This window comes from uncultured Microbacterium sp. (genome assembly GCF_947488465.1).
Taxonomy (GTDB): domain Bacteria; phylum Actinomycetota; class Actinomycetes; order Actinomycetales; family Microbacteriaceae; genus Microbacterium.
This window is the reverse complement of the sequence record NZ_CANKZA010000003.1, coordinates 185,496-203,613: the sequence shown is the minus strand read 5'-3', so window position 1 is coordinate 203,613 and position 18,118 is coordinate 185,496. Positions and strand designations below refer to the sequence as shown.

The window sequence follows — 18,118 nt, the reverse complement described above, 5'->3', positions numbered from 1 at the left end:
ATGACCATCACCACTGCTCCCTCCCAGACCCCGACGTCGGCGCCGCGCACCTCGAGCGGGCTGACAAGTGGACACCTTCCCCGCTGGGCTCCCTGGGCGCTCCTCGGACTCAGCGCGGCCGTCAGCGCCGCGATCTTCGGTGTCATCGCTCTCGCCGAGAGCGGATCGTTCAACATCCCGGGGTGGGCCGTCGTCTCGGTCCTCGCCTACCTGATCTTGATCGCGGTCATCTCGACCGTCGTCGAAGGCAGCCGCAAGGGTGTCGACCGGCTGGTCGTCGGCATCGTCTCGGCTGCGTTCGCTCTCGCGATGGTGCCGCTGATCTCGGTCACCTTCACCGTCGTCACCAACGGCGTCGCGGGAATCTCGGCAGAGTTCTTCACCTCTTCCATGCGCAACGTCGTGGGTGAGGGCGGAGGCGCTCTGCACGCGATCGTCGGCACACTACTGATCACTCTCGCCGCCGCGATCGTCTCAATCCCGATCGGCCTGTTCACCGCGATCTATTTGATCGAGTACGGACAGAGCAGCCGCCTCGCGCAAGGCATCCGCTTCCTCGTCGACGTGATGACCGGCATCCCGTCGATCGTCGCGGGTCTGTTCGCCTTCGCCCTGTTCGCGCTCTTCTTCGGACCGGGCGTGCGCATGGGCATCATGGGCTCGGTCGCCCTCGCGGTCCTGATGATTCCGGTCGTCGTCCGCTCGAGCGAAGAGATGCTCCGCCTCGTCCCGAACGAGCTGCGCGAGGCGTCGTATGCGCTCGGCGTGCCGAAGTGGCTGACGATCGTCAAGGTGGTCCTTCCCACCTCCATCGCCGGCATCACGACCGGCATCATGCTGTCGATCTCGCGCGTCATCGGCGAAACCGCGCCGCTCCTGCTGACGGCAGGCGTCGCGACATCGATGAACTACGACCTGTTCAACGGCCGCATGGCGACTCTTCCCGTGTTCGCCTACTCGCAGTACATGAACCAGGGCACTCCCGCGTCGGCCTACATCGACCGCGCATGGGCCGCCGCGCTGACGCTCATCGTCATCGTCATGGTCCTGAACCTCGTGGCCCGCCTGGTCGCGAAGCTCTTCTCCCCCAAGCTCGGCCGCTGAGCCCCGGCATCCCCCGCATCCTCTCGAAATCGAAATCACAGGTACCCCGTGTCTAAGAGCATCGAAGTCAACGACCTCAACGTCTACTACAGCGACTTCCTCGCTGTCGAGGGTGTCTCCCTCGACATCCAGCCGCGCAGCGTGACCGCCTTCATCGGTCCGTCCGGCTGTGGAAAGTCCACGTTCCTGCGCACCCTGAACCGCATGCACGAGGTGATCCCCGGCGCACGCGTCGAGGGCGAGGTCCTCCTCGACGGTGACGACCTGTACGGCCCCGGAGTAGACCCGGTGCTCGTGCGCCGCCAGGTGGGTATGGTCTTCCAGCGCCCCAACCCGTTCCCCACGATGTCGATCAAAGAGAACGTGCTCGCCGGGGTCAAGCTCAACAACAAGCGACTCTCGAAGAGCGACGCCGACACGCTCGTCGAGCAGTCTCTGCAGGGCGCGAACCTCTGGAACGAGGTCAAGGACCGCCTCGACAAGCCCGGCTCCGGCCTCTCAGGCGGTCAGCAGCAGCGCCTCTGCATCGCGCGTGCAATCGCGGTCTCCCCCGACGTGCTGCTGATGGACGAGCCGTGCTCCGCGCTCGACCCGATCTCGACGTTCGCGATCGAGGAGCTCATCCAGGAGCTGAAGAAGGACTACACGATCGTCATCGTGACGCACAACATGCAGCAGGCGTCGCGCGTCTCCGACAAGACGGCGTTCTTCAACATCGCCGGCACCGGCAAGCCCGGCAAGCTCATCGAGTACAACGACACGAACTCGATCTTCACGACGCCGGCCGTCCAGGCCACCGAGGACTACGTCTCCGGCCGCTTCGGCTGAGCCCCACCTCCTCACGCGCATGTCCCACTGGGGGCAGCCCTTGTCCCCATTCGGGCGAGGGTTGTCCCCATTTCGGTTGTTTCGTGGGCGCAAAAGCAACCGAAAGTGGGACATACCACCGTCACGCCTGGGACCGTCGGCGCGGGCGAGGGTCAGTCACGTCCGGACAGCAAGTACGCGTTGAGGGATGCCGTTGGCTCGCGCTCGAGGGGCAGCGAGTGGCCGTCGATGTCGATGATCGGCGCAGCCAGGCGCACACTCGACACCAGCCATGCCGCATCCGCTGACGCGAGCGTGGATGCCGGAACCTCTTCGTACGCGACGGCGAACCCCTGAGCGGCCAGACGCGCGAACAGACTCACCTGCGTCGTCCCGTGCAGGATGCCGCCGGTCGGTGCCGGCGTGACGAACGTGTCGCCGCGACGGAGAATCAGCGATGCCGTCGGCGCCTCGAGGACGAACCCGTCGCTTGTCGTGAAGATCGCATCGTCTGCGCCGCGACGTTTCGCCTCGCGGAGAGCTGCCATGTTCACGGCATACGACAGTGTCTTCGCGCCCGACAGCAGCCACGGAGCACGCGCAGGGGCATCGAGAGGGTACCCGCGATCCAGCGTCACGACGCGGATGCCGTCCGCGCGCGACGCGGCGAAATCGGTGGCCGGGGCGACAGTGACCCACCCCGTGGGGCTCTGCCCACCCTCGACACCACGACTGAGGACGAGCTTGATCACTGCTTCGCCGGCGCCCGCATGCGCGGCCACCTGCGCTACCGCCTGTCGCCACTGCGAAAGGTGCGGTGCGGGCAGATCGCACAGCTCGGCCGAGTGCGCCAACCGCTCCAGGTGAGCGGTGACCTCCTGCGCATGTCCGTCGATGACACCGATCGACTCGAACACCCCGTCGCCGCGTTGGGCACTCAGCTCCCCCACCGGCAACGCCGGCTGTGCCGGGTCGATCACCGTGAACGTGTCCGCGAAGTCGGCGCGGTCAGCGTCCGCCGGTGCGATATCGATGAGGAGGGCGGAGCTCGGTGCCATGAAGCGAGCCTACGCCGCGGGAATACCGCACCCGGTGGCATTCGTTACACTGGAACAGCCGGGCCGCAGTAACCCCGGGCTCCATCTTTTGCCGCTTCGAGCGGCACCGCGCCGAGAGGCGTTCTGCGGCCCGGCACTATTGGCTCCAGGGACTGATGCTCAGGTCAGCGCGTCCCGTCGCCAGAGGCCTGCCGCGGCCGCGAGTTCCTCGGCATACGTCGCCAACCGTAGCGCCCGTGTCGTGAACGTGCGTGCCCGCTCGGGCTCGCTGGCATCGTAATCGTCGGCAAGATCGGTCGCACCGGCCGCTTCGACGCGGCAGAAGGATGCCGCGCGCTCCAACGCGATGGCGAAATCGCCGGAGAAGATCCCGCGGAGGATCTCATCGCTCAGCGAGACCAGCTCATCCGGCCCCGCCGGTGTCGGTGCTCCGGCGACGACATCGTCGACCGAGGCGAGACGTGTCCGCCCCCGCTCGTAGAGCAGCGCGGCGGTGCGAGGGTCGTCGTGCACCATCAGCTGCAGCAGGTAGAGCCGCCACAGTGCCCCGGGGAGGGAGCGGGCGGGTGCACGCGACCAGAGGTCGGCGATCGTGTCGATCCCGTTCTCGTCGGTGAAGGCGACGAGCCGCTCGATCACGGCATCCGCCGGCGCTTCCCGTACGCGGGTCAACAGTGCCGCGGCAGTCGCATGCGCGACGCGCGACACTTCAGCCGGATCCTCTGCGCTGAACAGGCGGTCGAACAGCTCGGCGGGGCGCCGAACGGGCTTGTGGAACGGGCGGGAGTCGTCACTCATCGCCGTCCAGGCTACCCGGCGCATCGCGTGCCGAGGCCGAGCCCGAAGAGCGAAGGGTCAGACGCCGGTCGTCGGGATCAACACGATCGGCTCGGTCGTCGGCGCACCCTCGGGTGCCCCTCCGGCCGGCTCGATCGTCACCGCGATCGTGTCTCCGGCTTCCATCCCGGACGCGAGTGCTGCCGTCGTCCTGCCGTCACCGGCGTCGAACGTGCCGGCGGAGATCGCCCCGTCACCGCGGACGTACCACAGCTCGAACGTGCGGTCGTCCGGGATCTGCGGGAGTCCCTGACTGACCAGGACGACCTGACCGAGCGACTCCGACCAGTGCACCGTCGCGGTGCCACCATCGACGAGGTCGCCGGATGCCTGTGCCGCATCAGGAGCCGCTTCGATCTGGATGAGCGTGTTCTCGGCAGGCGTCCGGTTGAGGATCTCCGAGATACTGCCCGCACCCCAGCCGATCCCGACGAGCAACACCATCGAGGCGACGAGAGCGAACAGGCCACGCGACCAGTTCCGCCGCGCGACGGTCTGGACAACCTCGGTCGACGGAGCGGATGCCGCAGGAACGTCGACCTGCTCCGGAGCGGAAGACTCTTCGCCCGATGCCTGACGGATACGGTTCAGAATCTGCGAGCGTGCCGCGAGCGGCGGTGCAACCTCTTCTGCCCCGTCGGCGAGCGCCGCGGCAGCACGGAGGTCGGCCTCGGCGATAGCGGCCCATTCGGGGTGTGCCGCGAGCGCAGCGGTGTACGCGCGCTCGTCCGCCGGCGACAGAGCGGAGAGGGCGTGCCCGGCCGACAGTTCGGCGAACTCCTGCTCGTTCACGACATCACCCCCATTTCCGTCCTCAAGCGTGACAGCCCGTCACGCATTCTCGTCTTGATCGTTCCCAGCGGCGCCCCCACCAGCGCCGCAATCTCACTCTGTGAGTATCCGCCGTAATAGGCCAACGTGATCGCTTCGCGCTGCGGTTCTGGCAGAGTTCCCAGTGCCCGCGTCACGCGCCTGCTGTCCAGTCGCAGCTCCACCTGCTCCTCGACTCCGGCGACCGGAGTATTCAGTTCTCTCATCCCGACCCGCACGTCACGTTCACCTGCGGACTGCGCCGAACGGACACGATCCACGGCTCGTCGGTGTGCCATCGTGAGAACCCACGACCGGCCTTGTCCCTTATTCGGAGCGAACGCGCCGGCGGATTGCCAGATCTCGAGGAAGACTTCTTGGAGGACTTCCTCGCTCTGCGCGCGGTCCACGAGGACCCGGAGGATGAGGCCGAACACGCGGGGAGAGAGGGAATCGTAGAGGCTGGCGAAAGCTGCCTCGTCGCCCCCTGCGGTGCGCACGAGAAGCTCACCGATGCGGTCCGATTCGGGACCGTCCTCGGGTACTTCCATGCCGTCGATGACCATCTCTCCCAGCATGCACCATGCCGGCGCTGCGACGTGTACATGTGCTCGCCCTGTCGTCATCCGAAGGTGAACGAGTACACTTCCACCCCAGCCGGGATGGTGAGCTCGATCAGGCCGGTCCGCGAGCCGCTCTCCTTGAGAACCTCGTACGATTTCGGGGTGCCGCCCACGGAGATGTCGTCGGCATCCTTTCCATCGATCGTGACGGCCACCTCCCCTTCACCGGCGGCGACGATGCGCACTTCCGACGCCCGGTAGGTGAGTCGGATGCCGGCGGAATCGCCGGTCGGCGTCGCGAACTGGGTCTGCACGGCCCAGTCGCCCTCGAGCGAGAAGGTGTCCTGCGCTTGATCGGCCGGGTAGGTGAACTCCGCCTCCCCCGCTCCGTAGCGCTCGTCTCCGCCGTAGTTGACGTCCTTGGATGATCCGATGAAGGTCTCCGGCGTCGTCGACCCGACGTCGGGCGTGTCGTCTTCGACATCCGTCGTCTGCGGCAGGGTGACACCGGGGTCGGCATCTTGCAGCAGCTCACGGATCATCTTCTCCGTCGCGGCGTAGTTCCCCTCGCCGAACGAGATGTGGCGGACGGTTCCGCTGGCGTCGATCAGGTAGTGCGCTGGCCAGTAGCGGTTTCGGTACGCGGTCCACGTCGACAGGTTGTTGTCGAGGGCGACCGGGTAGTCGATGCCGAAGTTCGTCGCGCCATCCGCGACATTCCCGGCATCCTTCTCGAAGGCATACTCCGGCGAGTGGATGCCGATGACCTCGAGGCCGGCATCCTGATAGGTCTCGTCCCACGCCACGACGTGCGGGATGGAGCGCTGGCAGTTGATGCACGAGTACGCCCAGAAGTCGATGAGCACGACCTTGCCTCGAAGCTCTTCGAGATCGACCCCCGCGCCATCGGGAGTGTTGAGCCACGACTCGATACCCCGGATCTGCGGAGCGGTGCCGCAGGACTCGAGTTCTTCCGCACCGTTGGTGCAGTTCGCCAGCTCACGGTTCTCGTCGGTCACGAGACCCCCGAGTCCGAGTGCCTCGGCCGCCTGCTCGTTGTCGGTCAAGTCGGTCTGCAGTTGCGCCGTGTAGTCGGGCAGTAGTCGTTGCAAAGCCTGCGGGACGTTGAAGACGAGACCTACGGCGAGCGCGAGCATCGCAATTCCGGCGGCAATACGCAGGCCGCGCTCGCGCTTGCGGAAAGCCTTGATGCGCTCGATCAGACCGCGGCCCGCCAGTGCGAAGAAGAGGAGCGGGATGGCAACGCCCACCGCGAAGGCCACGGTCAGCAGGATCGTGTCGACGCCGATGCGTCCGGTCGCTCCGGCGACGATGATCGCGGCGAGCACCGGGCCGGCGCACGGCACGAAGACGGCACCGAGCGCGAGTCCGACGCCGAATCCGTTTCCTCCGTTGCCGATTTCACGACGCGGGATCCACTGGAACGGGCGCTCGAGCAGTTGCTCGACCTTCGGGATCAGCAGCCCGACACCGATGAGAATCAGCACGATGATGCCGAGCCACCTCATCAGGTCTTGCGGCAGGTTCAGCACCCCGAGAACGAGCGAGCCGGCGAGCGTCACGATCGTGAAGCTCAGCACGAGACCGAGGATCACGAGGAACGGCCGACTCCGTGGCGGCGAGGCCATCGGCTGGCCTTCGATCCGCGCCGACTGCGCACCTCCCGTCAAGAAGATGACCGGTAGAACCGGGAGGATGCACGGGGAGATTCCCGTGATCAGTCCGCCCAGCAGACCGATGATGATGACGTCCATGAGGGCCTCGTTCCTGTCGAGGAGTGTTCGTCACTGGGGCCCGATCGGATTGGCACGATGCCGTCCCGGAATCTTTTCTCGATTTCTCCCATCCGATCTCCCCCGCGCTCCGAAGAGCTTGGTGAGGCCGCACCCAGCGACCCATGAGTCACGGAGGACATCATGCTCAGCACCAAGAAGAAGATCACGGCAGCTCTGACCCTTGCCATCGCCGGCACGTTCGCCCTTTCGGCATGTTCGATGGGTTCCACCACGGCCGAGCCGTCGAGTGAGCCGTCGGCCACGATGGAAGCCACTCCCGAAGCAATGGAGATGGACCCTGCCGCCAACCTTGTCGGCCCCGCCTGCGCGGCATACGCCGAAGCAAACCCGACCGGCGGCGGCTCGATCCAGGGCATGTCGCAGGACCCGGTGGCGGTCGCGGCATCCAACAACCCGATGCTCACGACGCTGGTCTCGGCGGTCAGCGGTCAGCTGAACCCCGACGTCAACCTCGTCGACACGCTCAACGGCAGCGAGTTCACCGTCTTCGCTCCGGTCGATGACGCCTTCGGCAAGATCGACGCGGCCACGATCGAGACGCTCAAGACCGACAGCGATCTGCTGTCCAAGATCCTCACGTACCACGTGGTCGAAGGTCAGATCGAGCCGGCAGACATCGCCGGCATGCACGCCACGGTGCAGGGCGGAAGCCTGGAGGTCACCGGATCCGGTGACAACCTGATGGTCAACGATGCGGCCGTCCTTTGCGGTGGCGTCCAGACCGCCAACGCCGTGGTTTACCTGGTCGACACGGTGCTGATGCCGCCGGCCGAGTAATCAAGAACCCGAGCCGCGCCCGGGTGTGGGGGGGAAACGCCGCCGGAGGTCTACGGACCTCCGGCGGTTTCCGTGCGTGCGGTGGTGTTCCCGGCAAGTAGGCTGGGAGATCTAGGGCCTCTAGCTCAGTCGGTAGAGCATCGGACTTTTAATCCGCGGGTCGTGGGTTCGAGCCCCACGGGGCCCACCCTTCTTCACCGCCCCGATCCCTTGTATCCACTGGGATCGCAGCTGTCACGGGACACCCGAAATGGCCCCGTGACAACACTTTGACAACATCTGAACGCGGCTTTGTGGCGCGGGAGGGTCGCGGTTGTTGTCACACGCTGTTGTCACGGTTGTTGTCACGAGACAGAACGGCGATCACATCGGACGATGCCGCCGCCATCCCGAGAGCCTCCGACACGGTGTCGAGGTCGTCGTCGAAGCGGTCGGCGTACGTGTCAAGGGTCATCACCGCCGAGGCGTGGCCCAGCATCCGTTGCACTGCTTTGACGTGCGCTCCGGCTGAGATGGCGAGCGACGCGGCAGTGTGACGGAGGTCATGCGGCGTGACGCGCGGAAACGATGGCGGGGGCTGCCGGCCGGCCGCCAGCGCGTCGGCGATCGCCTGGTCGGCAGAGACTTGCGCTCGCGTCACCAGTTCAGGTTGCGACGACTCGCGCGCAAGGTCGGCGACCTGCTGATGGGTGAGGTAGGCGCGAGGCTTCGCGACCTTCCGCGGGAGTTTGATACCGCGTGCCGGGTTCGACGCGATGCGACGGTCCCGGAGGGCGACATCGAGGATGCCGGCGAGTACTTCGTGCGCCCGGCGCACGGTCGTCGGGCTGTGCGTCTTGGCAAGCTCGGAGGTCCACGCCTGGACCTCCGAGTGCCGGATGCTCCCGACCACGCGTCGCTCCCACTTCGGTCGCACGTGGATGCGCCACGCGGAGTCGATGCTGCGGAACGTCGACGGCTTGAGATCCGCCTGTCGCGCCGCGAGCCACTCCGTCCCCAGCGATCCGAGCGGGGCCCTCGAGTCCGAGGGGTCAACGAACTCGCCGCGGTTCTTCGAGATCTCCACTTCGGCGAGTCTGATCTCCGCCTCGTGCTTCGTGCGGAGGCCGCGAAGAGTCGCCTGCTGCCCGCTCGGCTTGCGGTAGCTGATCCGGTATCGCCGGCCGACGGAGGTTGTGTACGAGTGGATGCTGCCCATGGCTCAGTCCCGGTCCATCGCGACGACCATGCGTTTGGTGAGCGCCTGGCGACTAAGGCCGGTGCGCGCGGCGAGGTGCGTCCACGGGACCTCGACCTCGCGGAGTGCGAAAACGAGATCGTCGCGCTCGGCCAGCAACCGAAGCTCCTCAGCCCTCATCTCATCGAGCCGGCGCGAGATCGCACCCATGCGGTCAAGGGCTCCGAGCCGACTCCCCCACCGTTCGACCAGCACCTGCTCCTTCGCGGTCGCGGTCGCCTTCGCCGCAGCTTCTTTGCGGCGAGCCTTGCGTCGGTCGGTGGCGTTCTTGCTCACGTAACCGGGTTTACACGCGATCGTTGATTTTCCGCAAGAGGGTGTGTCAGCCACCATTTGGTGCCTGCGTGCGTTGTCATCTTCTACTTCGTGGTCGGAGTCGTTGGCTTCGTCGTCTTCATGCCTCTGGGCTCGACTTCTGGTAATTCGATTGACGGGGCCTCTTCGGGCTTTTCCTCGGGCGGGCTAAACGTTCTCTAGCTACGTCAACCGTCGGATGACCCGATTGCACGACCATGCGTGCGCTCGACCACGGTGCTGTCACACCCTTCCTCTTACTTGCGCGTCACGCTAGTATTGTGGTGTGAAGTTCACGGATCGGGACATCGAGGAGTACTGGCTCGGTGGTCCGGCACCGCGACGCGTGCCACCAGACGTCCGGAAGCGTCTGGCGCGCAAGCTCCAAATGCTCGAGGCGGCGGCGGAGCTGCAGGATCTGAGGATCCCGCCCTCACACCATCTCGAGAAGCTGCAGGGTGACCGGGTGGGCACGTACAGCATCCGGGTCAACGACCAATGGAGACTGGTCTTCGACTGGGACGGAGGGGAAGCAAACAATGCCGCATTCATCGACTATCACTGACGAGCTCTCGACGCCGGGTGAAATCCTGCTCGAGGAGTTTCTCGAACCGTTCGGGCTGAGTCAGTATGAGCTCGCCAAGCGCATCGGCGTCGATCAGGCACGCGTCTCGCGGATCGTCCGCGGCAAGCAGGCGATTACCGCGGACACCGCGTTGCGCCTCGGCGCGTTCTTCGGCACCACACCGCAGTTCTGGCTCCGGCTGCAGGAGGGCTACGACCTCGCGCTCGCCCGCACCAAAACGCCGACCAGCGCAATCCAGCCACTGAGCGCCTGACACATCAATGCCCGCAAGACGACCGGCAAGCGCGCAGGATCGCAGAGCGCAACTCGTCCACTTTGCGGGCTGTGCGACCGCGCCCGACTTGCTCAGTCCGGTAGCCTCGGCGAGGTGATTGAACCGTCGATGGAGACCAAGCCATCAAACGCGGCCGCGCCCGGGCGGGACCGCGAACAGTGGGCCGCAATCGCGGTCGCATCCGGCGGACTCCTGGCCTTTCTTTGCGCCGGTTTCAGCTTCGGCTTATTCCGCGAAACCCTCCATTACAACTGCTCGTGGGGTATCGGCGAGTGGGGTGAGAACGGCACGTGGTCGTGCGGCGACGGAATCGGATACCTCGTTGTTGCGGTCGGCCTCGGGGGAATGTCGGCGCTACTCCTCCTTATCGGGCTGTTCACCGCGATCGCCCGGCCGTCTCCCCGGCGCACAACCGCGTTTCTGGCGCTCGCGACCGTCTCGCTGGGCTGGGTCGCGTGGTGGACCTTCTACGCGGCGACGGTGTATACCGGGCCGCGGCCGGAGGGTGAAACAGGATCAGGGGTGTGGGTGATGACCGTGCTGCCTGCTGTATCCCTGTGCACGCTCGGCCTGCTGCTCGGAATCGTCGGCAGCGTGACGCAGCGCCGACGGTCGGCGACCGTGCTGTACAGCGGGATCGGCCTCATCCTGATCGGCACGACGCTGCAACCGGGAATCGGCGTCGCAACGCTCGTATCAGCGGGGATGCTGGCCGCCGCAGAAACCAGCCAGTCGAGCGCACGCTGAGCGACCGGCATGCGAACCTGTTGCTGCGGGTTGCCCGGCCGAACCGCGGTGTGGCAGGTTGCTCACATGCGGATGATCTTGGCGGTTCTTGTGATTGGGCTCGGTGTGGTGACCACCGTCGCGGGCGGAGCCGCGTCGTACAACTTCGGCATCATTGCGGATGAGACCGGAATCAGCGGCTGGAACCCGATGCTCTGGCTTCTCATGTTTGCTGGGATCGCGACCACCTTGGTAGGCGCGGCGCAGGCCGCGATCACGGCCAACGATCGACCAGCACCAAGCACCAGCCGGCCAGTCCAGCGCTAGCCATCACGGTCGCTCTCAGCCTGCCGCTTCGATTCCCCGCGGTGCCCGCGGAAGGACCGTCTCGGATCTATGGCTTTGGGTGAAGAGTTCCGCCATCGTGGACAGATGGCATCCGCAGAACTCCCGCTCATTGTCGTCCTGATCGCTGGGCCCCAAGCGTCCGGGAAGAGCACACTCGCAGCGGCCGTCGCGACCGCGCTACGTGAGCAGGGCGAGGCGGTCGCGCTTATCGAGCTCGATCAGATCGCCGCTATGGCACTACCCACCTTGCCGAGCTGGGACGACGCTCATCGAATATTCGAGTCCGTCACCGGAATGTGGGCAAGGACGGGCCTTACATGCGTTGTCGCTGAAGGCTCAGGAACCTATGACGAGTTGCGAAGGCTTCGGAGCCAAGTGCCGGAAGGTGCAGCAACAGTCACCGTTGCCGCCACCGCTCCCTTCGCCGTGGCTTTCGATCGCGCACAGGCAGATCCCACGCGCGGCGTCTCGAAAGAGCGAGAGTTCCTGGGCGGCGTCTACGAGCGGTGGCCGCGCCAACTGACCCGGATCGATCCGGATGTGCTGATCGACACGAATGCGGTCCCCGTCGACCTGGGCGTCGCACACATCCAAGACGCGATCGCATCCGCACGTGCCGATCTGAGTACGCACTGAGTAGTTCGCTGAAGGACTGTCTTGCGCGCCTTCTGAACGTCTTGCGAGGATGACTGGGTGAGTACAGTCGCGGCGCAGGAGTCAGCAGCTGCCACCAATGAGCGGGCCGATTCGAGTGGTTCCTGGGTGGCATTGATCGCAGTCGGCTTGCTTATGACTGTCTTGGCGGCGGCGAGCGGCTTTCTCTTCGGGACGATGCAGGGGGATATCCCGTGGCCCGCCACGCCGGCTGAGGAGACGATTTATTACACGGCACAAGCGCTCGAATGGGCAGCCATCCCGGTCCCATTGTTAGGTGCGATTGCTGTTGCGTGCTTTCCTCCGCCGCGTGTGCGCGGCAGCCGGTGGTTGTGGACCACGGTCGCGTTGGTCGGGTCAGCAATCCTGGGCTTCGTCGTATTCTTCATTGCCTTTGGGATCGCTCAAGAGAACTACCTCTCCCTGTTCACCTCCTGAGTTGGGGTGCGGGGTTAGATCGCTGGTTTCCTTGCGAGTACGAAGTCGAGAGGGTCCGTGCTGCAATCTGGGTTCGGGTGCCGCTCGCAAAAGGACCGGCTTGCGTCCGGCACGCGTCGATCAAGCTCGGGTGTCAGCGCCGGCGTCGGTCACCCGTGAGATCCTTAGCGAAGAATGGGCTTGACGGGGAGACAGGGTGGCCAAAGGCGTGAGTATCAACCGGCAGGCGATCGCGAGAATGCCTAAACTCAAGCCATGCACATGGATCTGCGTCGATGGCTGATCGTCTCGACCGCGATCATCGCGGTCGCCGGAGGAGCAGTCGCCGTCGTGTACTTTTTCCAGCCCTGGCGAAGCTGCGACTATGAGGACTCCTCGGTTGGCTGCGCAATGCTGCCCGCGGATTCCGCGGTCATGACGGGCGCCGCGTTCGCAGCGCTCATATCAACTGCGCTCCTCGTGATTGCACTTCTCGCCAAGGAGCAACGACCCGCCCGTTGACGGACCGTAGCGAACGGTATCGTTCGGTCATGCACCGCCCGTCATTCAGAGCAGCCATCGCAGCGATCAGCTTTGGCGTACTTACGCTCGGGGGCGTTATCATGTTCATCGCCACGGCCGCGACGGCGACGGCTTCCTTCGGCTGGTTCGCCTACCAACCACTCGCCGCCGAAGCATATTTCCCGGGCGCAGTCGTCGTACTTACGCCGCTGATGGCGACCGCAGTCGCCATCAGCATTGTCGGCATCGCGGGTCTCAGCTTGGTGGCCGGATACAGCATCAGCCAGCGCCGCGACGGCGCACGATAGTGGACCGGCTTGCGCGCGGCGGTTTCGCCGGCACCGTACTCACGTGTACCGTCGATGAGCTGGTTCCTGAGACCATGCGTGGCGTGCCGCTGCGCACATCGGGGTCGTGAGGATCAACCCCCGAAAGATGTCAGCGAATCCCCGCCGAACGCGCCGGCAGGGTGATCTCTACATGCTCTTCCCTTGCTACCCGTGGCCCCTTTGCCTGCCGTCGCCGCGGCGACTCAACGCCCGAAACCCTGGCGACACTTCCCAAGCGATTCGCGAGTAGATACCGCAGCACACCGATAGGTTGAGCCTCGTGCCAGGGGACCACGTTTTCATTTCCTACATCAACGAAGACTCCGATGCGATCGACGAGCTTCAAGGTGCGCTGGAGGCCGCTGATTTCATCGTCTGGAGAGACAAGGACAAGCTCTGGCCGGGTGATGATTGGCAACGCGAGATCCGAAGCGCCATCCGGAGCGGGTCGTTCGTATTCCTGGCATGCTTCTCCTCCAATCTCGCTAAGCGAGAGAAGTCCTACCAGTTTGAAGAATTGACGCTCGCCGCTGAGGAGTACCGCACTCGTCCGCCGGGCGCCTCCTGGCTCATGACGGCGCGGCTAGACGAATGTGAAATCCCCGAGTTCGACCTAGGAGCGGGGCGGACGCTCGGCCGTTCTATCCATCGGGCCGATCTGTTCGGCCCACAGAAGATCGCTCAGCTGAGCCGCCTGGTCGTCGCGATCCAGCGGGCGATCGGCGCGACGCCGGGGGTAGCACCTGCATCGGTATCCACGGTCGCGGCCGACGCGGGTCGCGCACAGAGCGACGTCGTCGAGCGGCTTCGCGGTCTGCTTCGGAACCCGTCGCTCATCATGGACTTCGATGAGTACATGTCGGAGATGCGCACACCTCTTCGCGTCGCGCTGAGCAACCGCGATGAGTTTCCGCTGACCGTCACAGCCGGCACCAAGGTGGACGCAGCGTACGCCCGTGGCTGGGTCCGCCGAGTCCGCAACTATGACGACCTGCTTGCTCCCGCTCTAGTGCCGCTGAAGCTGATCGCGATGTACGGCTCGCAGGCGCACGAGCAGGAACTCACCCAGACGCTTCGCGTACTCGCGCAGGAGTCAACGCAGCGAGATGGAGTTGATCTGCTCACCTCGCTCCACCAGTACCCGGCCGTCGTCGCGACCTTTGCGACGGCGCTCGGCGCGGTCGCAAAGCAGAACTACTCCATGCTGCGAGCGGCGACCGCCGACGTCCTCGTGTCGACGCTGAACGGAACGCGCGTTCCGTTCATTCTTACCTCCGGCAGCCAGAGCGTTGTCGGCATCGATCAGTGGACAGCGCTCGGCACGCTGCTCTGTCTCGAGGACGATCAGAAGCCGATGAGCGACGAAGAGCTGGACTCGCTCCTCACGAACGGTGGCGGACGTAGGTACACGCCAGTCTCAGATCATCTGTTCACGGTTCTAGCCCCGCTCTACAGGCAGCAATTTGCGAGCGACGCTGACTACGCGGATGCCTTCGACCGAGTCGAAGTGTTGCTCGACGTGATCTCGGAAGACGCTCGTGCGCAGTCAGATCGGTATTACGGGTCGCACGGGGGCTACGGCCGCTATACCTGGCGACACCGCCACAGCGACAAGGGGCCGGAGGTCGTGATGCTGGATGAGGCGCGGGCGCAAGGTGCTGGATGGACCCCGCTACTAGCCGGTCTCTTCGGCGGTGACTCTGAGCGCGCAATCGCCGCACTGGAGAACGTCGCGGACCTCGCGGGTCGCATCAGGTCTTCTCGCTGGTAGGTGCTGGTTATTCAGGGCAGCCCGTGCGGGGGACTGCCCGCAAACGGATCGAATGCGTCCCCCGCCGTTCCCGCGTCGAGCATTGCCCGAGTGGGGATTGCTGCCGCCCGCCGAGCCTTCACGCACGGGTCTCGGCTGGCAATAGTCTCGGAGGATGAGTCGTCGCAAGTCGGGTGATGCCCTAACTGTCGCGTATATCCCGAGTGCGAGACTTGAGCCTCTGATCACGATCAAGGACACCGATGATTTGATTAAAGCGCGCACCGAAATGGAGCTGGGGGACTTCTCTCAGCTGCCCGTGTTGCGCGGTAAGAAGCCCGTCGGAGTGGTCAGTTGGCAGAGTATGGGGCGTGCATTGGCCCGGAACCCAGCGGCAACTCTTGCGGACTGCCTTGACATCGACTTTCCGCGATTCCGACTTGATGACGATCTGCTTCAAGCGATCGGTGACGTGAACAGGCACGGGTACGTACTCGTGATGGGCGATCGGGAGCAGATCGTCGGGATCGTGACTAGCGCAGACCTCGGAGAGGCGCTCGCTGATCTCACGCAACCATTCCTACATTTCGAGAGGCTTGAGGACATCCTTCGCCGGATCTTCGATGCTCTCAAAGCCCGTGGTGCGCTGTCCAGCGAGGATGTCGGACGCGCCTTGCCACGCAGTTCTCGCGAGCTCTCCGCACCCGCCCAACAGTTCACGCTCGGCGACCTGGTCTCGGTCCTGACAGAGAAGGCAGTTTGGCCCCGCATCACAAGCATGTTCGAACGCGTCACCTTCCAGCGCTCGCTTCAGGAGGCGGTCGCGGCGCGGAACAAGATCATGCACTTCCGGGAGTTGGCGGCAGCGGACGAGAGAACGGTCGCGGCGCTGCCAAACCTCATACGTGTGTCCGCACAGCTACTTGTCGACCTTGCCAACGGGTCCGAGTAGCTCCCGCTGCTGCCGGCGAGGGAGGGAGGGATTCGACTTCCTTCGTCCGGAGCCCACCTCCCCAATCACATCACGCTGGTGTCCGAGCTGATCCACCCGGAATGGCTTCGACACCGCGCGGGTCAGAACCCGCTCAAGCAGGCCGCTCATCCGCGCGGTGCACGTTCAGGGATCCCCTTACGGGACATCTCTTCCGACCGTGCCCGCTCTCAGCGGGGAAGCCAATGGCTGGAACCGGAACGCGGTTGACACGCATGCGGCCAGGAGCGGAACCTGCGACCCGAGCTCCTCCGTGCACCCAGATCACCAGTGGCGATATGCCGCTGGGTTTCGGCATCACTTCGTCAACTAGCATTGACGCATGGAAGTCGACATCGAGAGATGGAAGACGCTGGTCGATTCGATGCCTGACAAGGGTCCAGCGGAGGCATTGCAGATCGTGACCGAGCTTCGCCGCGAGATCGAGCGCGGTGAGGCCGTCTACGTCCGACGCGCCCGGCAAGCCGGGCTGTCTTGGGAAGCGATCGCGCTGAGCCTCGGCGTGACCAAGCAAGCGGCGCACCGGAAGTACGGAAAGCGATAGGGATCCCGTGGTCGCATTCCGGTCGCATTGACGGCACCGAACAGCCACCGATCAGCCTTCAGGGGTGCGCGGCGAGGACGGCCGCGAACCGGGGTGGGCGTCGCAGCGCGTGTCGAGACAGGGGGGGCGAACGTCGTCAATATACGTTGACCAGGCGAGTCGTTGTCAACTATTCTTGACGAGCAAGCATACGAGTGCGTCGGTGTCCGACTGGGGCTTCGGATCGAGGCTGCTGGCGCCGAAGGAAGGACTGCCTTGGGAAGCACATGGGGTGGGGACACTCAACTCATTCGCACGGTGAGCCGCACCTTCCGTCCGGAACGACCAGCAGCAGTTGCGGCGGTCACTCGGGAGGGGGACGGCACTGCGACAGCAGGAGCGAGCGGCGATGAGACGTTCGAGATCGGGTCGATCTCGAAGGCCATCACCGGCATGTTGTATCGAGACGCGGCGGAGCGTGGCGTCGTCTCACCGACGACCACCCTTCGGGAGTTGCTTCCCCTCGACGATCACGGGCAGGTCGGGTCAGTGACCCTCCACTCACTTGCCATCCACCGATCCGGGCTCCCCGGCTTGCCGCCAGGGATGCGCCCCCTGAGCAGAAACGTCAGGTTCCTGCTCAGGGGCGAGAATCCCTACGGCGACTCGCTCGCAGAACTTCTCGACCAGACGCGGAACGTGCCGGTCGGCGCTCCCCGCGCCCGCTACTCGAACCTCGGCTTCCAACTACTCGGACATGCCGTCGCGGCAGCGGAAGGCCGCACCTTCGCCCAGCTCCTCCACGACAGCATGGGAGTCGAATTCTCGGCTCCGAGTCGCGAATCGGACCTTCGGGCCTCGGATGTGATCGGCCACGGTCGATGGGGACGACCCGCAGCCGCGTGGATCGGTGAAGCAGTGGCGCCCGCCGGCGGCATCCGCGCCTCGGTCGTCACAATGCGCGACTTCCTGCGATCCGTGATCGATGGAACCGCGCCGGGGCTCTCCGCATTGGAACCGACCTCGGACTTCACCCCCCAGGTCGGGATTGGCGCGGGCTGGATCACGGTCAGCCACCGCGGGCGACCGATCACCTGGCACAACGGCAGCACCGGAGGATTCAGCAGCTGGATCGGCGTCGATCGTGCAGCCGGCGTCGGGCTGGCCGTTCTGTCGGCACGTCACAGCCCAGTCGACCGGCAGGGCTTCCGACTGCTGACGGAGCTCACGACAGGAACGAACCCGAACGAAGGGAGGTAGCGGCCGACGCCCCTGCGGCCCTGGCAGGCTGAATGACCCCGAACGGTGGACGTCCATCGACCCGAGGGCGCTCGAGCACGCGGGAGCGCCCCGCTGGACGATCCTTAGCGCTTGGGGCTGACGCTCTTACGCACGAAGCTGATCTGCACTGGCGAGAGGGGGTCCCATCGACTGTTCTTCGGATGCCCCGGGAAAGCCTTGCGGAGGGCGGCGCGAACGGCTCGCCCCTCGTCGTCATACCCGAGTTCGCGCATGAGGTCCTTCACCGTCACGACATCATCCATGGTGGTGAGCATACGGCGGCAACCTTGCTTGAGTTGAGGTGCGATGAGCGGCGTCGCTGGGTCGCCTTCTCTTGCAGTGTTCGCATGCGGATCGTCAGCGAGCGCCGCGCCTCCATGATCTGCCGAGCGCCTTCTCATCGCGAGGACGGT

23 protein-coding genes and 1 tRNA gene are annotated in these 18,118 nt (G+C 65.2%); 16 read left to right on the top strand and 8 right to left on the bottom strand.

What is annotated here, in order from left to right; translation table 11 throughout:
* Both pstA and pstB read left to right on the top strand, forming a co-directional pair.
* Nucleotides 1-1,104 (top strand): phosphate ABC transporter permease PstA, encoded by a 1,104-nt coding sequence (gene pstA / locus Q0653_RS08715; protein ID WP_298944246.1) that lies wholly within the window; start codon nt 1-3, stop codon nt 1,102-1,104.
* 48 nt (nt 1,105-1,152) lie between these two features.
* Nucleotides 1,153-1,932: a phosphate ABC transporter ATP-binding protein PstB gene (gene pstB / locus Q0653_RS08710; protein ID WP_298745391.1), complete on the top strand. Its 780-nt coding sequence runs from the start codon at nt 1,153-1,155 to the stop codon at nt 1,930-1,932.
* Nucleotides 1,933-2,084: 152 nt separating this feature from the next.
* On the opposite strand, the gene Q0653_RS08705 is transcribed toward pstB, so the two are convergent.
* The 5 genes from Q0653_RS08705 to Q0653_RS08685 all read right to left on the bottom strand — a co-directional run bounded on the left by Q0653_RS08705 (nt 2,085) and on the right by Q0653_RS08685 (nt 6,954).
* Nucleotides 2,085-2,969 (bottom strand): aminodeoxychorismate lyase, encoded by an 885-nt coding sequence (locus Q0653_RS08705; protein WP_298944244.1) that lies wholly within the window; start codon nt 2,967-2,969, stop codon nt 2,085-2,087.
* Nucleotides 2,970-3,128: 159 nt separating this feature from the next.
* On the bottom strand, nt 3,129-3,767 hold the full coding sequence (locus Q0653_RS08700; protein WP_298944242.1) for a DNA-directed RNA polymerase subunit beta: 639 nt from the start codon (nt 3,765-3,767) through the stop codon (nt 3,129-3,131).
* A 57-nt stretch (nt 3,768-3,824) separates the two neighbouring features.
* Nucleotides 3,825-4,598: an anti-sigma factor gene (locus Q0653_RS08695; RefSeq protein WP_298944240.1), complete on the bottom strand. Its 774-nt coding sequence runs from the start codon at nt 4,596-4,598 to the stop codon at nt 3,825-3,827.
* Nucleotides 4,595-5,194 (bottom strand): ECF RNA polymerase sigma factor SigK, encoded by a 600-nt coding sequence (gene sigK / locus Q0653_RS08690; RefSeq protein ID WP_261606608.1) that lies wholly within the window; start codon nt 5,192-5,194, stop codon nt 4,595-4,597. The genes Q0653_RS08695 and sigK overlap by 4 nt, the downstream gene beginning before the upstream one ends.
* A gap of 44 nt (nt 5,195-5,238) precedes the next feature.
* A complete protein-coding gene (locus Q0653_RS08685; protein WP_298944238.1) occupies nt 5,239-6,954 on the bottom strand; it encodes a cytochrome c biogenesis protein CcdA in 1,716 nt (571 codons plus the stop codon).
* Between the two features lie 162 nt (nt 6,955-7,116).
* Between Q0653_RS08685 and Q0653_RS08680 the strand changes: the two genes are divergently transcribed.
* Complete coding sequence (locus Q0653_RS08680) at nt 7,117-7,773, top strand: fasciclin domain-containing protein (RefSeq protein WP_298944236.1); 657 nt, start codon at nt 7,117-7,119, stop codon at nt 7,771-7,773.
* Nucleotides 7,774-7,887: 114 nt separating this feature from the next.
* Nucleotides 7,888-7,960 (top strand) — tRNA-Lys (locus Q0653_RS08675).
* Nucleotides 7,961-8,092: 132 nt separating this feature from the next.
* Here Q0653_RS08675 and Q0653_RS08670 read toward each other — a convergent pair.
* Complete coding sequence (locus tag Q0653_RS08670; protein WP_298944234.1) at nt 8,093-8,971, bottom strand: tyrosine-type recombinase/integrase; 879 nt, start codon at nt 8,969-8,971, stop codon at nt 8,093-8,095.
* A gap of 3 nt (nt 8,972-8,974) precedes the next feature.
* The gene (locus Q0653_RS08665; RefSeq protein WP_298944232.1) at nt 8,975-9,286 is read right to left on the bottom strand and encodes a hypothetical protein; all 312 of its coding nucleotides are present in this window, start codon (nt 9,284-9,286) and stop codon (nt 8,975-8,977) included.
* A gap of 304 nt (nt 9,287-9,590) precedes the next feature.
* On the opposite strand from Q0653_RS08665, the gene Q0653_RS08660 reads away from it, so the two are divergent.
* The 12 genes from Q0653_RS08660 to Q0653_RS08605 all read left to right on the top strand — a co-directional run bounded on the left by Q0653_RS08660 (nt 9,591) and on the right by Q0653_RS08605 (nt 17,684).
* Complete coding sequence (locus Q0653_RS08660; RefSeq protein WP_298944231.1) at nt 9,591-9,869, top strand: type II toxin-antitoxin system RelE/ParE family toxin; 279 nt, start codon at nt 9,591-9,593, stop codon at nt 9,867-9,869.
* The gene (locus Q0653_RS08655; RefSeq protein WP_298944229.1) at nt 9,844-10,143 is read left to right on the top strand and encodes a HigA family addiction module antitoxin; all 300 of its coding nucleotides are present in this window, start codon (nt 9,844-9,846) and stop codon (nt 10,141-10,143) included. The genes Q0653_RS08660 and Q0653_RS08655 overlap by 26 nt, the downstream gene beginning before the upstream one ends.
* Nucleotides 10,144-10,257: 114 nt before the next feature.
* Nucleotides 10,258-10,911 (top strand): hypothetical protein, encoded by a 654-nt coding sequence (locus Q0653_RS08650; RefSeq protein ID WP_298944227.1) that lies wholly within the window; start codon nt 10,258-10,260, stop codon nt 10,909-10,911.
* Between the two features lie 66 nt (nt 10,912-10,977).
* Entirely contained in the window at nt 10,978-11,217 is a 240-nt protein-coding gene (locus Q0653_RS08645) for a hypothetical protein (protein WP_298745414.1), read from the top strand.
* A gap of 105 nt (nt 11,218-11,322) precedes the next feature.
* Entirely contained in the window at nt 11,323-11,874 is a 552-nt protein-coding gene (locus tag Q0653_RS08640; protein ID WP_298944225.1) for an adenylyl-sulfate kinase, read from the top strand.
* A gap of 57 nt (nt 11,875-11,931) precedes the next feature.
* The gene (locus Q0653_RS08635) at nt 11,932-12,330 is read left to right on the top strand and encodes a hypothetical protein (protein ID WP_298944223.1); all 399 of its coding nucleotides are present in this window, start codon (nt 11,932-11,934) and stop codon (nt 12,328-12,330) included.
* 255 nt (nt 12,331-12,585) lie between these two features.
* The gene (locus Q0653_RS08630) at nt 12,586-12,831 is read left to right on the top strand and encodes a hypothetical protein (protein ID WP_298944222.1); all 246 of its coding nucleotides are present in this window, start codon (nt 12,586-12,588) and stop codon (nt 12,829-12,831) included.
* 101 nt (nt 12,832-12,932) lie between these two features.
* Entirely contained in the window at nt 12,933-13,139 is a 207-nt protein-coding gene (locus tag Q0653_RS08625) for a hypothetical protein (RefSeq protein ID WP_298944220.1), read from the top strand.
* Between the two features lie 301 nt (nt 13,140-13,440).
* A complete protein-coding gene (locus Q0653_RS08620; RefSeq protein WP_298944218.1) occupies nt 13,441-14,931 on the top strand; it encodes a toll/interleukin-1 receptor domain-containing protein in 1,491 nt (496 codons plus the stop codon).
* Nucleotides 14,932-15,085: 154 nt separating this feature from the next.
* A complete protein-coding gene (locus tag Q0653_RS08615; RefSeq protein ID WP_298944216.1) occupies nt 15,086-15,862 on the top strand; it encodes a CBS domain-containing protein in 777 nt (258 codons plus the stop codon).
* 361 nt (nt 15,863-16,223) lie between these two features.
* Complete coding sequence (locus tag Q0653_RS08610; protein WP_296194756.1) at nt 16,224-16,445, top strand: AsnC family protein; 222 nt, start codon at nt 16,224-16,226, stop codon at nt 16,443-16,445.
* A 297-nt stretch (nt 16,446-16,742) separates the two neighbouring features.
* Nucleotides 16,743-17,684 (top strand): serine hydrolase domain-containing protein, encoded by a 942-nt coding sequence (locus tag Q0653_RS08605; RefSeq protein WP_296194759.1) that lies wholly within the window; start codon nt 16,743-16,745, stop codon nt 17,682-17,684.
* A gap of 104 nt (nt 17,685-17,788) precedes the next feature.
* On the opposite strand, the gene Q0653_RS08600 is transcribed toward Q0653_RS08605, so the two are convergent.
* The gene (locus tag Q0653_RS08600) at nt 17,789-17,968 is read right to left on the bottom strand and encodes a hypothetical protein (RefSeq protein WP_298944213.1); all 180 of its coding nucleotides are present in this window, start codon (nt 17,966-17,968) and stop codon (nt 17,789-17,791) included.
* Between the last annotated feature and the right edge of the window lie 150 nt (nt 17,969-18,118).

Bases quoted from the DNA above. Each gene is read 5' to 3' on its own strand.
- pstA (WP_298944246.1), top strand. From the start codon at position 1: ATGACCATCACCACTGCTCCCTCCCAGACCCCGACGTCGGCGCCGCGC.
- Q0653_RS08705 (WP_298944244.1), bottom strand. From the start codon at position 2,969: ATGGCACCGAGCTCCGCCCTCCTCATCGATATCGCACCGGCGGACGCT.
- Q0653_RS08700 (WP_298944242.1), bottom strand. From the start codon at position 3,767: ATGAGTGACGACTCCCGCCCGTTCCACAAGCCCGTTCGGCGCCCCGCC.
- sigK (WP_261606608.1), bottom strand. From the start codon at position 5,194: ATGCTGGGAGAGATGGTCATCGACGGCATGGAAGTACCCGAGGACGGT.
- Q0653_RS08685 (WP_298944238.1), bottom strand. From the start codon at position 6,954: ATGGACGTCATCATCATCGGTCTGCTGGGCGGACTGATCACGGGAATC.
- Q0653_RS08680 (WP_298944236.1), top strand. From the start codon at position 7,117: ATGCTCAGCACCAAGAAGAAGATCACGGCAGCTCTGACCCTTGCCATC.
- Q0653_RS08670 (WP_298944234.1), bottom strand. From the start codon at position 8,971: ATGGGCAGCATCCACTCGTACACAACCTCCGTCGGCCGGCGATACCGG.
- Q0653_RS08655 (WP_298944229.1), top strand. From the start codon at position 9,844: ATGCCGCATTCATCGACTATCACTGACGAGCTCTCGACGCCGGGTGAA.
- Q0653_RS08645 (WP_298745414.1), top strand. From the start codon at position 10,978: ATGCGGATGATCTTGGCGGTTCTTGTGATTGGGCTCGGTGTGGTGACC.
- Q0653_RS08640 (WP_298944225.1), top strand. From the start codon at position 11,323: ATGGCATCCGCAGAACTCCCGCTCATTGTCGTCCTGATCGCTGGGCCC.
- Q0653_RS08630 (WP_298944222.1), top strand. From the start codon at position 12,586: ATGCACATGGATCTGCGTCGATGGCTGATCGTCTCGACCGCGATCATC.
- Q0653_RS08625 (WP_298944220.1), top strand. From the start codon at position 12,933: ATGTTCATCGCCACGGCCGCGACGGCGACGGCTTCCTTCGGCTGGTTC.
- Q0653_RS08615 (WP_298944216.1), top strand. From the start codon at position 15,086: ATGAGTCGTCGCAAGTCGGGTGATGCCCTAACTGTCGCGTATATCCCG.
- Q0653_RS08610 (WP_296194756.1), top strand. From the start codon at position 16,224: ATGGAAGTCGACATCGAGAGATGGAAGACGCTGGTCGATTCGATGCCT.
- Q0653_RS08600 (WP_298944213.1), bottom strand. From the start codon at position 17,968: ATGGATGATGTCGTGACGGTGAAGGACCTCATGCGCGAACTCGGGTAT.